Source organism: Candidatus Phycosocius spiralis (assembly GCF_030158815.1).
GTDB classification, from domain to species: domain Bacteria; phylum Pseudomonadota; class Alphaproteobacteria; order Caulobacterales; family Aquidulcibacteraceae; genus Aquidulcibacter; species Aquidulcibacter spiralis.
Genome location: NZ_BPFZ01000001.1, coordinates 157011 through 170072, shown reverse-complemented (window position 1 = coordinate 170072; position 13062 = coordinate 157011). Strand labels below are relative to the sequence as shown.

The 13062-nt window shown below is 49.9% G+C and carries 12 protein-coding genes; 9 read left to right on the top strand and 3 right to left on the bottom strand.

Annotation, left to right across the window (positions count from 1 at the left end; genetic code table 11):
* Positions 1 to 119 precede the first annotated feature (119 nt).
* The 4 genes from PsB1_RS00805 to ndk all read left to right on the top strand — a co-directional run bounded on the left by PsB1_RS00805 (position 120) and on the right by ndk (position 2946).
* The gene (locus PsB1_RS00805) at positions 120 to 1610 is read left to right on the top strand and encodes a leucyl aminopeptidase (RefSeq protein ID WP_284358474.1); all 1491 of its coding nucleotides are present in this window, start codon (positions 120 to 122) and stop codon (positions 1608 to 1610) included.
* Between the two features lie 4 nt (positions 1611 to 1614).
* The gene (locus PsB1_RS00800) at positions 1615 to 2106 is read left to right on the top strand and encodes a DNA polymerase III subunit chi (protein ID WP_284358473.1); all 492 of its coding nucleotides are present in this window, start codon (positions 1615 to 1617) and stop codon (positions 2104 to 2106) included.
* Positions 2076 to 2426, top strand: a complete 351-nt coding sequence (locus PsB1_RS11875; protein WP_420887843.1) for an I78 family peptidase inhibitor — start codon at positions 2076 to 2078, stop codon at positions 2424 to 2426. The genes PsB1_RS00800 and PsB1_RS11875 overlap by 31 nt, the downstream gene beginning before the upstream one ends.
* 97 nt (positions 2427 to 2523) lie before the next feature.
* Positions 2524 to 2946 carry a nucleoside-diphosphate kinase gene (ndk, locus tag PsB1_RS00795; protein ID WP_284358645.1) on the top strand — a complete coding sequence of 141 codons (423 nt, stop codon included), beginning with the start codon at positions 2524 to 2526 and terminating at the stop codon, positions 2944 to 2946.
* Positions 2947 to 3010: 64 nt separating this feature from the next.
* Here ndk and purN read toward each other — a convergent pair whose 3' ends face one another.
* Both purN and purM read right to left on the bottom strand, forming a co-directional pair.
* A complete protein-coding gene (purN, locus tag PsB1_RS00790; protein WP_284358472.1) occupies positions 3011 to 3655 on the bottom strand; it encodes a phosphoribosylglycinamide formyltransferase in 645 nt (214 codons plus the stop codon).
* Positions 3652 to 4692: a phosphoribosylformylglycinamidine cyclo-ligase gene (gene purM / locus PsB1_RS00785; protein ID WP_284358471.1), complete on the bottom strand. Its 1041-nt coding sequence runs from the start codon at positions 4690 to 4692 to the stop codon at positions 3652 to 3654. Before purM ends, purN begins: the two co-directional genes overlap by 4 nt.
* Positions 4693 to 4770: 78 nt before the next feature.
* Here purM and PsB1_RS00780 point away from each other — a divergent pair, with 78 nt between their 5' ends.
* Genes PsB1_RS00780 through PsB1_RS00765 form a run of 4 tightly spaced genes read left to right on the top strand, consistent with a single transcriptional unit; the run spans position 4771 to position 9733 of the window.
* A complete protein-coding gene (locus PsB1_RS00780) occupies positions 4771 to 5160 on the top strand; it encodes a hypothetical protein (protein WP_284358470.1) in 390 nt (129 codons plus the stop codon).
* 4 nt (positions 5161 to 5164) lie between these two features.
* Positions 5165 to 5953, top strand: a complete 789-nt coding sequence (locus PsB1_RS00775; protein WP_284358469.1) for a P-loop NTPase family protein — start codon at positions 5165 to 5167, stop codon at positions 5951 to 5953.
* Positions 5950 to 8226, top strand: coding sequence for an RNA degradosome polyphosphate kinase (locus PsB1_RS00770; protein ID WP_284358468.1), 2277 nt, complete (start codon positions 5950 to 5952; stop codon positions 8224 to 8226). Before PsB1_RS00775 ends, PsB1_RS00770 begins: the two co-directional genes overlap by 4 nt.
* A 1-nt stretch (position 8227) precedes the next feature.
* Positions 8228 to 9733 (top strand): Ppx/GppA family phosphatase, encoded by a 1506-nt coding sequence (locus PsB1_RS00765; RefSeq protein WP_284358467.1) that lies wholly within the window; start codon positions 8228 to 8230, stop codon positions 9731 to 9733.
* A 16-nt stretch (positions 9734 to 9749) separates the two neighbouring features.
* Here PsB1_RS00765 and rnd read toward each other — a convergent pair whose 3' ends face one another.
* Entirely contained in the window at positions 9750 to 10952 is a 1203-nt protein-coding gene (rnd, locus tag PsB1_RS00760; RefSeq protein WP_284358465.1) for a ribonuclease D, read from the bottom strand.
* Between the two features lie 236 nt (positions 10953 to 11188).
* On the opposite strand from rnd, the gene aspS reads away from it, so the two are divergent.
* A complete protein-coding gene (gene aspS, locus PsB1_RS00755; protein WP_284358464.1) occupies positions 11189 to 12988 on the top strand; it encodes an aspartate--tRNA ligase in 1800 nt (599 codons plus the stop codon).
* Positions 12989 to 13062: the final 74 nt, after the last annotated feature.

Genomic DNA, 13062 nt, shown 5'->3' with positions numbered 1-13062 from the left:
GTACCGCGCAATTGAGAAGGCAAGATTGTTCCAAAGCAAATCTTAGACTCATTTGTTAGGACATTTCGTTTGGTAGCGCCATCACGGGCATCATCACGAACTTTGGGAGCACATTTGCCATGAAATTCCAATTTATTGAAAAATCGCACGCCAGAGCTGTCATCGCCTTTGTTGCTCAATCCGATGGCGAAGCTGTTTTGACACCACCAGCCGTCAAGCTTGATAAGCTGTGCAAGGGTAGGCTGACCAAGGCAGTGGCAGCGGCGCGTTTTACGGGGGCACCAGGAAAACTGTTACAGGTACATGCACCCAGTGATCAGCATGAATTGATCGTTTTGGTAGGGTTGGGTGAAAGTGGAAAAATGGATGAGGCCGGACTTGAACGGGCAGCGGCGGTTGGCACCAAAGCCCTTTTAACAAGCGGAATTGAGACCGCGGCTGTTGCGCTGGCGGGCTGGAAAAAATGGGCAGGTCCAAGTCATGCTGCAAGAATAGCTTTTGGCGCATCCTTAGCAGCTTATCGTTTTGATCGCTATAGGACACAGCTAAAATCTGACCAAAAGCCGAGCCTAGAGACTATACAAATCGATGTTGCAGCAGGGGCAGAAGCTTGGCCAGCTTATAAAGCACTTGCCGATGGTGTTTACTTTGCACGTAATTTGGTAAATGAGCCCGCCAATGTATTGCACCCAGAAGAATTTGCAAAAAGATTAAAGGAACTTAGTTTATTAGGCATTGAAGTTGAAGTTTTAGGTGAAGCACAAATGGCTGCACTTGGCATGCATGCCCTGCTGGGTGTTGGGTTGGGATCTGCCCGCCAGAGCCAATTGGTGATCATGAAATGGCATGGCGGCGGCCATGAGGCCCCTTTAGCACTTGTCGGCAAAGGTGTTTGTTTTGACACTGGCGGAATTTCAATCAAACCATCAGGGGGAATGGAGGAAATGAAAGGCGACATGGGGGGGGCTGCAGCAATTGCTGGGACGATGCGCGCGATTGCTGGGCGAAAAGCTAAAGCCAATGTTATTGGCTTGGTTGGACTGGTCGAAAACATGCCAGACGGCATGGCGCAACGCCCTGGTGATATTGTTACCTCTATGAGCGGTCAAACCATTGAAATTCTAAACACAGATGCAGAAGGACGATTGGTTTTATGTGATGTAATGACTTATGCCCAGCAAAAGTATTCACCAAAGGTGATGATTGATTTGGCGACTTTGACGGGTGCGATCATCATTTCACTTGGTCATGAATATGCCGGTCTATTCTCAAATTGTGATGAATTGTCTGGCAAAGTGATACAAGCCGGCATCCAAAGCGAAGAACCTGTTTGGCGCTTCCCATTAACACCTGCCTATCATAAATTGATGGATAGCTCAGTTGCAGACATGAAAAATGTCCAAAAATCAGGAGGTGGTGCGGGAGCTGGTTCAATTACGGCGGCACAATTTCTTCAACGCTTTGTACAAGACGGCGTTAAATGGGCGCATCTTGATATAGCCGGTACGGCGTGGAAACCAACAAATGAGGATCCCCGTGAACCATCATGGGCAACAGGCTATGGAGTGCGACTGCTCAATCGCCTCATCGCAAATGCGTTTGAAGTTTAACCAAATGTCTGTAGATTTGGGTCCAGAGATTTGGTTCTATCATTTGGAATCAAGCAGTGTGGAGGACACGTTGCCTCCATTAATTGAGAAATGCTTAGACCGTTTGTGGCGCGTGGGGGTTTACTCAACCTCAAAAGATCGCCTTCAAAGGCTTGATACCCACTTATGGACTTGGAAGCCTGGTTCTTGGTTGGCGCATGAGAGTCCAAATTTTTCGGCAAAAGAATCATTAGCGCCCATTTGTTTACTGTCTTCCACGGGCACACATGTGGAGCAATGGTCAACACCTGAGGCTATTTTTTTGCTCGATGGGGCGGAATGGGGCAAAACGGATGATGTAAAACGTATATGTGTATTGTTTGATGGGCGCGATGAGGGTGCGTTAACCCATGCGCGAAGCCAATGGCGGTTGGCGAAAGAAAACGGATTGATACCAACCTATTGGCGCCAAAGTGAGGATGGGAAATGGGACAAAAATCTATTAGCTACAGCTTAATGATTGTGATCTTTTGTCTTTCTGGCACCGTATTTGCCCAAACACCTTTGTCACAACCCCTGACATCTGGCCCTGCGTCCAAGCAAGATCCCCAACCTCATTCAACCCCACCACAAATACAAGATAAGTTACCAAAGTGCGATGCACGCCCTTATCAATATTTGGTTGGTCGAACGATTAGCGACGTCCTGACAGTCAAATTACCACCAGGAACGCGGATTTATCGAGTTGGTGATCCGCTTTCATCTGAGGTAAATCCGGGTAAACTTACGATTGAACTCAATCGTGGCACAAGAGTTGCGCGAGTCTATTGTTCATGAGGCTTTCAACTCGTTGCGCGTGCTGCTAGAGGCGCGCGTTCCATATCCCAGATTGCGCGTTCTTCAAGAACGTGCGTTCGCTTATAAGGAGGCCACCATGGCGCTCGAACGAACTTTCTCCATTCTGAAACCAGATGCAACTCGTCGTAACTTAACAGGTGCGGTCAACGCGATTATTGAAGGCGCTGGTTTGCGTATTGTCGCGCAAAAGCGCATTCTTATGACCCGCGCGCAGGCTGAAACCTTTTACGGCATCCATGCAGCGCGGCCATTCTTTGGTGAATTGGTTGATTTTATGACCTCAGCTCCCGTGGTTGTGCAAGTTCTTGAAGGTGAAAATGCGATCGCGACTTATCGCGATGTCATGGGGGCTACCAATCCTGCTAATGCTGCTGAAGGCACCATTCGCAAAACGCATGCTCTATCAGTGGGGGAGAATACGGTGCATGGCTCCGACGCGCTAGAAACTGCTGCCATAGAGATCGCGCAATTTTTTGCTGGTAATGAAATCGTCGGCTAACTCACTCTTGATTTAACGCATCAAAGCGGCGGTCGCAATGCGGCCGCCATTGTGTGCATTAGGTTTAAGAATTGTCCAATAAGGCAATGCCGCCCTGAAGCCCATCTAAAAAAGTTCGTCCATGGATCAGTTTTGCCCGCCCAGAAGCCACTGCTTCCACGCATAAGGGGTATAGGCGGTGTTCTTGTACCAAAACACGTGATGCAAGGATTTCTGGTGTATCACCCGGGAAAATGGGCACGCAAGCCTGACCGATGATCGCCCCTTGATCCACATCCGCGTTGACCCAATGGACGCTACAGCCGTGCAAGGTAACGCCGGCTTCAAGGGCGCGGGCATGTGTGTTGAGTCCTTGAAAATTGGGCAGAAGGGAAGGGTGAATATTTATCATTCGCCCTTCATAACGGTTGACAAAATCTGCACTCATGATCCTCATAAATCCAGCACAAAGAATCAGATCGGGCGTGACATGATCAATTCGCCGCGCCAAAGCATCCTCAAAAAATGCCCGCTCTTTGAAGGATTTATGATCAAGGGCCTCTGCTGCTATTGAGGCTTTAGTCGCACGCAGGAGCCCCCCAGCCTCTGGTCGATTGGATATGACGTGGCTGATTTCAAATGAGGAGTTGGCTTTCAGGCTCGCATCAATTAAGGCTTGCAGATTACTGCCACCCCCAGAAATCAATACCAAAACGCGCGCTTTGCTCATCGGGCGCGCACTTCGCCCATCACCACTGGTTCATGCCCTTGCGTTATCCAAGCTTCGATTAAGGGACTGACCAATTCTGGAGCAACACATGCAACCAACCCTATCCCACAATTAAAGGTGCGCGCCATTTCGGTGCTTGCAATACCCCCTGTTTCCTGCAACCATTGGAATACTGGTGGAAGAGCCCAAGCAGCATCATCTAATATAGGTACCAAGTGTTTGGGCAACATGCGCGGAATGTTGTCGGTGAGGCCACCGCCCGTGATATGCGCCAGACCCTTAACCAGTTTCGCCCGAATGATGGGTAAAGCCACCCGAGGATAAAGGCTTGTAGGCGTTAATAGTGCTTGGCCAAGGGTTTGTGCGGCACTGAACGGGGAAGGGGCATCCCAAGTCAGACCACTTAAAGCCACTACCTTGCGAATTAAGGAATAGCCATTGGAATGGGGCCCTGAAGAGGGTAGGCCAACCAAGACGTCACCCACGCGCATGTCTTCTAATGTGGGCAAAACGCAATCGCGCTCAACCGCACCGACGGTAAAGCCTGCCAAATCATATTTTTTATCGCTATACATGCCAGGCATTTCAGCGGTTTCCCCGCCAATTAAAGCGCACCCAGCCTCTTTACAGGCACGCGCAATGCCACCGATCACGGCAGATGCTATTTCCAAATCAAGCTTGCCGCAGGCAAAATAGTCAAGAAAAAATAAAGGTTCAGCGCCTTGGGCCAAAACGTCATTGACGCACATGGCTACAAGATCTTGGCCGATCCCATCATGTAAGCCAGCAGCAAGGGCGATTTCAAGTTTGGTTCCAACCCCATCGGTTCCCGAAACTAAAATCGGGTCACGCATGCCCAAGGCTTTGAGATCAAATAAGCCACCAAAGCCCCCCAAAGCTGCATCGGCTCCAATCCGTGCGGTTGCTTTCGCCAAGGGAGCGATGCGTTTAACCAAAGCATCCCCAGCGTCAATATCAACACCAGATTCCTTGTAAGTCAAACCAATTGGTGGTGGGGTGTCAGTATATCGCGTCATTATAGCCCTATGATCGGGTGCAGCTATTACCGCAAGTGTGCATTTCACGTTAACCTGCAATGGCGCTATAATGAAGCCATGAACTTCAAGCAATTATCCTGCCGACCCATCTTGTTGTTGATTTGCACAGCTGTTGCCATGATAAGCCTACTGGCTTGTCCTAGTTTGGCCGAAACACGTCAACATGTTACGCTCTCAACTTCAGATAAGATATCGCCCAAAACAACGCCCTTGAATGTTGAGGTTTTAGTGATTTATGCCAACCTCAAAGAGTGGAGGCGGTTAAGAACGGCTTTAGATCGGATCCAGGGTTTGACCGTGACCATCCGCGCTGTTTCAATTGATGGAGCCTTGGTTTTAATGCGATTTGAGGGTAATATCGTTGAATTAAAAACATTACTGGCGCGTATGGGTCTGGACCTGAATGTGAGCCATCATAAAAATACCCTAAAACTGGTAGGTGCATGAAGGCGTGTCCAATAGACCATCCTTAATCGCGGGCGATAAGGCCGGCAAGACTGGTGCCATTGAGCATGGCGCGCAACAATGGCAGCTGGATTTTGGCAGCCCAAGCTTTGTTGCTGACAGCTTTTTAATCTCAGATGAAAGTAAAAATGCTCGTGAAGCTCTGATACCTTGGCGAACATGGCCAGGTGGGGTGATGTGTCTTTATGGCGAAAGCGGCTCGGGTAAATCGCATCTAGGAACGCTTTGGGCCTATGAAGCTGGAGCTATATTTCTGAAAGGACATGAGCTTAACTTACAATTGATCGAAGGTGAGGCGGATCCAAATCCGCTTATTGCTTTGATCGATGACGCCGATTTGAGTGAAGAAACGGCATTATTTGCACTATTATCTAGGTTGGAGCGCGAAGGCGGAGCTGTTTTGCTATTAGCCCGCACACCCCCTATGCTATGGAACTTTAAGCTTCCTGACCTAAAATCGCGTCTATCGACGATTGTCTGCGAGACCTTGCGTCCGCCAGAGCAACCTCTTCTTGCACGATTGATTATTCGTCATGCGGCTGCCATGGGATTTAAACTCGATGAAACTTCTGCAGCTTATTTGGCTGCACGGCTGCCAAGGACATTTAATTCTGCAAAGGCCATTACTTTATGCATGCAATCTGTCACTGCTTCTTCATTAAAATCTCCTATGGCCTTGGCGCAACGTGCGCTTCGCGTCATGTATCCACAAGTCTATGATGACGATATGGCGTCAGGTAATGACGTTTTTGAGGCAAAACATAAAGAGCAATGACCAAAGTCACCGATCATATCACGCCAGACAGCTCTAGGCCGTCGGTTCAAGGGCTTGACATTACACCTGATCTTTTAGTGACCCGCCGTGCGCCTGTGCGGGCAATCAAACCAAAGGTGACTTTAGGCAGGGGCCATGAGCCAAATCGTTTTTTGAACCGAGAATTGTCTTGGCTGGCTTTTGATGCCCGCGTATTGGATGAAGCCGAAAACCTTCATCATCCCATCATGGAAAGATTGCGGTTTTTAGCAATTTGCGGCAGCAATCTTGATGAATTTTATATGGTTCGTGTTTCGGGTCTGCGTGAACAAGTACGCGACAATCTTAAAACTCCAAGCCAAGACGGCTTAACACCCCTTCAGCAATTGGCGCGGATCGACAAGATTGCTAATGCCCTGATGGAACGCCAGCAAGCGTGCTGGCGAATGATACAAGGTGAACTGCGAGATGTGGGCTTTGCCGTGGTCACCATTGAAGAGGCAGGCGAAATAGACCGTGAGACTTTGCGGCAGGATTTCTTAACACAACTTTTCCCTGTTTTGACCCCCTTAGCCATTGATCCCGCTCATCCATTTCCCTTTATACCCAATCTTGGTTTTACCGTCGCCTTTCGATTACGCCGAGAAGAAGATGGGCGCCTGATGACAGCACTTGTCCCGGTTCCGATGCAGGCGGCGCGCTTCATGCCGTTGCCTATATTGGACGGTGTTAAGCGATTTGTCTCGGTTGAAACCGCCATACGCTTATTCGCCGATAGCTTGTTTCCTGGCTATGATGTAATTGGGTCGGGTGCGTTTCGGATCATTCGTGACAGTGACGTTGAACTCCAAGAAGAAGCTGAAGACTTAGTACGCCAAGCAGAAGCCGCGTTGCGAGAGCGTCGCAAGGGCGATGTGGTGCGCCTAAAAATCGAAGCGACGATGCCCCTTGATTTACAGAGCTTTATTATAGAACAACTTCAAGCCGCACCTAATGAAGTCGTTCGGGTTAATGGAATCCTTGGCATTTCCCAGCTCAGTCAAATCATTCCAGATGATCGACAAGAACTGAAGTTTAGGCCCTATGTGGCGCGCTTCCCAGAACGTATCCGCGATTTTGGCGGTGATTGCTTCGCCGCTATTCGCGCCAAAGATATATTGGTTCACCACCCGTTTGAGAGTTTTGATGTGGTGGTTCAATTCTTACGTCAAGCCGCAAGTGATCCCAATGTTTTGGCGATTAAGCAGACCCTGTATCGGACTTCTACCGACTCTCCGATTGTTGCGGCCTTGATTGCCGCAGCGGAGCAAGGCAAGTCCGTCACTGCCCTTGTAGAAATCAAAGCCCGTTTTGATGAAGAGGCAAATCTAAAGTGGGCGCGCGATTTGGAACGCGCAGGCGTGCATGTTGTTTATGGCTTTGTGCATCTGAAAACCCACGCTAAAGTCAGTCTGGTTGTGCGTCGAGAAGGGGCGGAGTTGCGAACCTATGCCCATTTTGGAACCGGTAATTATCATCCAGTAACAGCGCGAACCTATACTGATTTATCTCTTTTTACAGCCGACCCCGCTTTTGGACGTGATGCCGGTCGCTTGTTTAACTTTGTGACCGGCTATGCAACGCCGGTACAAATGGAAAAGCTGTCTGTTTCGCCAGTCTCTATGAAATCTGAGTTATTGGGCCTTGTTGAGCGTGAAATTTCAGCTGCTAAAGCAGGAAAACCATCGGGTGTATGGGCTAAGATGAACTCACTGGTTGATCCAGTCGTGATCGATAAACTCTATGAGGCCAGTCAAGCGGGCGTACCGATTGATTTGATTATACGGGGCATTTGTTGCTTACGACCGGGTGTCGCTGGCCTATCAGAGACCATTCGGGTAAAGTCGATTGTTGGCCGTTTTCTTGAGCACTCCCGCATCGTCTGCTTTGCCAATGGTACAGGTTTGCCTAGTCCTAATGCACGGGTTTATTTCTCCTCTGCCGATTGGATGCCACGCAATTTGGACCGTCGGGTGGAAACCTTAGTTCCGATTGAAAACCCCACAGTCCATCAGCAAGTTCTCGATCAAATCATGGTGGCCTATTTGGCCGATGAAGCTCAAAGTTGGCTCATGGATTGTGATGGAGTCTATCACCGCGTGCAGCCCCAAAATCCCGATCAACCTTTTAATGTTCATATGTGGTTTATGGAAAACCCCAGTCTTTCTGGGCGGGGGCGCGCGGCCAATTTGACCCGTCCTACGACCCCGCGCGCCAAAGTGCGCCGAAAAACTGTTTCTCGCGTCAAGAATTAGCATGCCAAAGCGTTTTGCACGAAGCCATGTTCGCGAACGGGCGGTCATTGATATTGGCTCCAATTCTGTTCGTTTGGTAATTTATCGGTTGGAGGGACGCGCCACTGCACCTATTTTAAACGAGAAAGTATTGGCAGGCCTCGGACGCGGGCTTTCTCAAACCGGTAAGCTAAATCAAGAAGGGGTTCGCCGCGCTCTTGAAGCCTTGAAACGCTATCGGCTGCTCGTTGAAGCCATTGGTGTGGAAAACGTGCATGCAGTCGCAACGGCTGCTATTCGTGACGCATCAGACGGTAGCGACTTTGTTCAAAACGTGTTCGATCACACGGGCTTCAAAGTCAAAATCCTCTCTGGCCATGAGGAGGGCCGCTTATCGGCATTAGGGGTGTTAGCGGGCGCGCCGGGTGCTGGCGGTGTCGCAGGAGATTTGGGTGGATCAAGCCTTGAATTGGTGGCTTTAGGTCCAAACGGACCCGGATTGGCGGAAAGTTGGCCAATGGGCCCTTTAGCTTTGGGGATGATCGAGCCGTTTGATGGGGCGTCAATTCAACTAAGTATTGAAAGGTTTCTAAGGCAATCAGAAGTGCTAAAGCGGTTTAAGGGGTGTGCTTTTCATGCCGTCGGGGGTGCCTGGCGGGCCATTGCTAAGATCGACATGATTACCCGCAATTACCCCCTACAAGTCTTACACAATTATGCAATGTCTCGGGCAGAAGCCATCACCATTTGTGAGTTTATCGCCGGACAAAGCCGCCAATCCCTTGAGCGCATAGATGGTGCTATAGGTAAGCGGGCAGAGACTTTGCCTTATGCGGCAGGTTTGATGCGCTCATTGCTTGATTTTGGTGCATTTGAACAAGTTATCATTTCTTCCCATGGTTTACGTGAAGGGATTTTATTGGAAGATCTAAGCCCCGAAGAGCGGGCACAAGATCCATTGGTGGCCGGTGCTATGGCCATGGTGGGTCAAGACCCGCGCATGCGGGAGTTTGGTGAAGCGCTCTTTTGGTGGACGTTGCCTTTGTTTGAAGATTTACCGCCGGTTTTTCCAGATCAGCGCGATGAAATTCTCCGTGCCTCTGCCTGTATGCTGGCAGATGTTGGGGCCATTTTGCATCCAGATGATCGCGCGCGCATTGCCTTTGAAATTGTTTTGCGGGCACCATATCCTGCAGCATCGCATAGTGAGCGAGTCTTTTTAGCCCGTGCCTCGGCACGTCGATATGGAGCAAAACTAGATGAAATTGAATCCAAACTTGTTAGTCGCCTTCTCGATGCAGAGCGGTTGGTGCGCGCCGACGCGCTAGGTGCTACGATTCGTCTGGGTGCAGAAATATCTGGGCGTTCCGCGCGATTGTTGACCCAAAGCACTCTTAAATTTGAAGCAAACAAACTGATGCTTTCCACCCAGCCCTCGTTCAGAGGCTTGATGACAGAACAAGTTGTTAAACGCTTAAATCAATTAGGAAATATTCTAAAAATACCTGTGGAAATCCAAGCCAACTAATCTCATTTCGGCAGCGTCAATCATGATCTAAATGAGGATCGCGCTCTTCTTCCACAATTGCATTATCTGCGACATCAAACACCCGCACCCGCTTGCCCTTCATCACAAGGCCAATATCACCCCGTTTTAGGCGCAACGCTTTTTCACCAAAGGCTTGACGCCGCCACCCCTTCATCGCGGCCACATCGGCACTATCACTGGCAGCAATCTCTTCTAAATCAGAGACAGTCGCAAGGAGTTTGGAAGCTACACCTAAACGCTCCGCCTCACAGCGTAATAATACTTTCAGCAATTCAACGACCGGGCCAATCCCCGATGGCAACGCTGGCAATTTTTCGATTTTAGGGGCATATTCGGCAGGATTGTCTAGGGCTTCATTGAGGGCTTCTATTAATTGCATACCACCTTTTGATCGACCAAAACCCTTTGGTAGAGCGCGCATACGGTCCATGGCATCGGCATCGCGGGGGCGTTGTTCTGCGATTTCAAAAATGGCATCATCCTTAAGGATACGCCCGCGCGGAACATCACGCTCTTGCGCAAACCATTCACGCCAAGTGGCTGCAGTGAAAAATGCTGCCAGATAATCATGCGCAAATCGTTTAGGCTTTAAACGCTTCCAAGCATTTGCGGGCGTGGTGTCATAAGCGGCAGGATCGACAAACGCTCTCATCTCCTCACTGATCCAATCGCTACGCCCCTTGCGCTCTAATTGACCGGCCATCTTGGGATAAAGGTCGCGTAAATGGGTCACGTCAGCTAGGGCATAAGTCAATTGATTTTCCGACAAAGGCCTGCGGCTCCAATCTGTAAAGCGGTGTGATTTATCGACGGGCCGCTTAAGAAGGGCCATCACCAGTCCATCATAAGCAATCTGCTCACCTAGGCCCAAGGCCATAGCTGCTGTTTGGGTGTCGAATATCGGGCTAGGAAGCTTGCCACCCATCAGGCGATAGAAGATTTCCAAATCCTGACGTGGCGCATGAAAGACTTTGAGGATCGCTTGATTGGCCATCAGGTCTAAGAAAGGTTCAAGCGATAGTCCCTCAATCAGGGGGTCAATCAAAATCTCAACATCACCTGCGGCAGCTTGGATCAAGCATAGCATGGGCCAATAGGTGGTTTCGCGTAAAAACTCAGTATCTACGGCCACAAATTCATGTTGGGCAATGGCGTCGCAAGCCTCGGCAAGTTCATGGGTGGTTTGGATAACTTTCATCCAAATTCATATGACGTGGATCGGGGCAAAGCGCGAGGGTTTAGAGGCTGCTCTTTGCTGTGAAGGTGTAAATCGCATCTCTATGGCGCGAGCCTGCAACACTGATCCCACTCATTCAGCGATTTTCAGCGATGAAGATGCGATTTGAGCCCACCCAATGACCTCTTTTCTTGACCTTTCGTGCGGCACACGGTCTATCGCCATCTTCAACCCACTTAGTGAATCGGCCCTATATCATGTCAGCCTATCGAACTCATACCTGCGGTGCGCTTCGCGCCGAACATGTTGGCCAAACGGTCAAAATTGCAGGCTGGATCCATCGTCGGCGTGACCATGGTGGCGTCGCTTTCATCGACTTGCGCGACCATTATGGTATCACCCAAATCGTCTGCGGGCCAACCAACCCAAGCTTTGATACATTAACCCATTTACGCGCTGAGAGTGTAATCGGGGTTGAAGGTGAAGTGATTGCCCGCGATCCGTCTACGATTAATCCAGACTTGGCCACAGGTGCCATTGAATTGCGCGTGCTCCATGTTGAAATCCATTCGCAAGTCTTGTCTGAACTGCCAGTGCCAGTATTCGGAGAGCCTGATTATCCAGAAGACATCCGTATGCGCTATCGCTTTATCGACCTGCGACGTGAAACCTTGCACAACACCATTATGTTGCGCTCCAAAATAGTAACAAGCATTCGTAAACGTATGATGGATCAAGGTTTTTCTGAGTTTACCACGCCCATCTTGACGGCCTCCAGCCCAGAAGGTGCCCGCGACTTTTTGGTACCAAGCCGGCTTAATCCTGGTAAATTCTACGCACTACCTCAAGCACCCCAACAGTTTAAGCAGCTGATTATGGTAGCGGGTTTTGATAAATATTTCCAGATCGCACCTTGCTTTCGCGATGAAGACCCCCGCGCAGACCGTTCACCCACAGATTTCTATCAACTCGATGTTGAAATGAGTTTTGTCACCCAGGATGATGTTTTTGCGACCATGGAGCCTGTAATCGCTGGGGTGTTTGAGGAATTTGGGCAAGGCAAGAAAGTAGACCGCAATTGGACGCAAATTTCTTATAAGGATGCCGCCCTTTGGTATGGCACCGATAAGCCAGATTTGCGTAACCCCATCAAAATGCATCAAGTGAGCGATCATTTCAAAGGCTCGGGCTTTGCCATTTTCGCCAATCTATTGGAACAGCCCGGCACGCAAATCCGCGCCATCCCAGCGCCCGGGGGCGGTAGCCGCAAATTCTGTGACCGTATGAACGCCTTTGCACAAAAAGAAGGCCTGCCAGGTATGGGCTATATCTTCTGGCGTCAGGCCGAAGACGGTTCTGGCCTTGAAGCCGCAGGGCCCTTGGCCAAGAACATTGGGCCAGAACGCACTGAAGCGATCCGTCACCAATTGGGTTTGGGTTCAGGCGATGCTGCCTTTTTCTTGGGCGGTAAGCCCCAAACCTTTGAGCGCATAGCTGGTAAAGCCCGTATGGTCATTGGCGATGAATTAGGCCTTACCGAATCTGACCGCTTTGCCTTTGCCTGGATCGTCGATTTTCCGATGTATGAGGTTGATGAAACAAGTGGCAAAATCGACTTCAGCCATAATCCCTTCTCCATGCCCCAAGGTGGGCTGGAAGCGCTACAGGGCAATCCTCTTGAGGTTTATGCCTATCAATATGACTTGGCGTGCAATGGCTATGAGCTTTTGTCCGGCGGTATCCGCAACCATAAGCCTGAAATCATGTTTAAAGCATTTGAATTGGCTGGTTATCCAGCCTCAGAAGTCGAAGCCCGCTTTGGCGGTATGGTCAATGCGTTTCGCTATGGCGCGCCACCCCACGGGGGTTGTGCAGCTGGGATTGAGCGGATGGTGATGCTATTGGCAGGTACGGCCAATATTCGAGACGTCATCATGTTCCCGATGAACCAAAATGCGCAAGACTTGATGATGGGGGCGCCAAGCCTGCCAACGCCACAGCAATTGCGCGATCTGGGCCTGCGGGTTGTGGCGGACGATAACAAGGCCAATTCCTAAAATTAGCTCCCGTCACGCAAGCTTCGCACAGCTTTCATACACGTGACATCAAAGCGATTGACGCTGCAGGCCTC

Excerpts from the sequence above, each read along its gene's own strand:
- PsB1_RS00805 (WP_284358474.1), top strand. The coding sequence starts at position 120 with ATGAAATTCCAATTTATTGAAAAATCGCACGCCAGAGCTGTCATCGCC.
- PsB1_RS00800 (WP_284358473.1), top strand. The coding sequence starts at position 1,615 with ATGTCTGTAGATTTGGGTCCAGAGATTTGGTTCTATCATTTGGAATCA.
- PsB1_RS11875 (WP_420887843.1), top strand. The coding sequence starts at position 2,076 with ATGGGACAAAAATCTATTAGCTACAGCTTAATGATTGTGATCTTTTGT.
- ndk (WP_284358645.1), top strand. The coding sequence starts at position 2,524 with ATGGCGCTCGAACGAACTTTCTCCATTCTGAAACCAGATGCAACTCGT.
- purN (WP_284358472.1), bottom strand. The coding sequence starts at position 3,655 with ATGAGCAAAGCGCGCGTTTTGGTATTGATTTCTGGGGGTGGCAGTAAT.
- purM (WP_284358471.1), bottom strand. The coding sequence starts at position 4,692 with ATGACGCGATATACTGACACCCCACCACCAATTGGTTTGACTTACAAG.
- PsB1_RS00780 (WP_284358470.1), top strand. The coding sequence starts at position 4,771 with ATGAACTTCAAGCAATTATCCTGCCGACCCATCTTGTTGTTGATTTGC.
- PsB1_RS00770 (WP_284358468.1), top strand. The coding sequence starts at position 5,950 with ATGACCAAAGTCACCGATCATATCACGCCAGACAGCTCTAGGCCGTCG.
- PsB1_RS00765 (WP_284358467.1), top strand. The coding sequence starts at position 8,228 with ATGCCAAAGCGTTTTGCACGAAGCCATGTTCGCGAACGGGCGGTCATT.
- rnd (WP_284358465.1), bottom strand. The coding sequence starts at position 10,952 with ATGAAAGTTATCCAAACCACCCATGAACTTGCCGAGGCTTGCGACGCC.
- aspS (WP_284358464.1), top strand. The coding sequence starts at position 11,189 with ATGTCAGCCTATCGAACTCATACCTGCGGTGCGCTTCGCGCCGAACAT.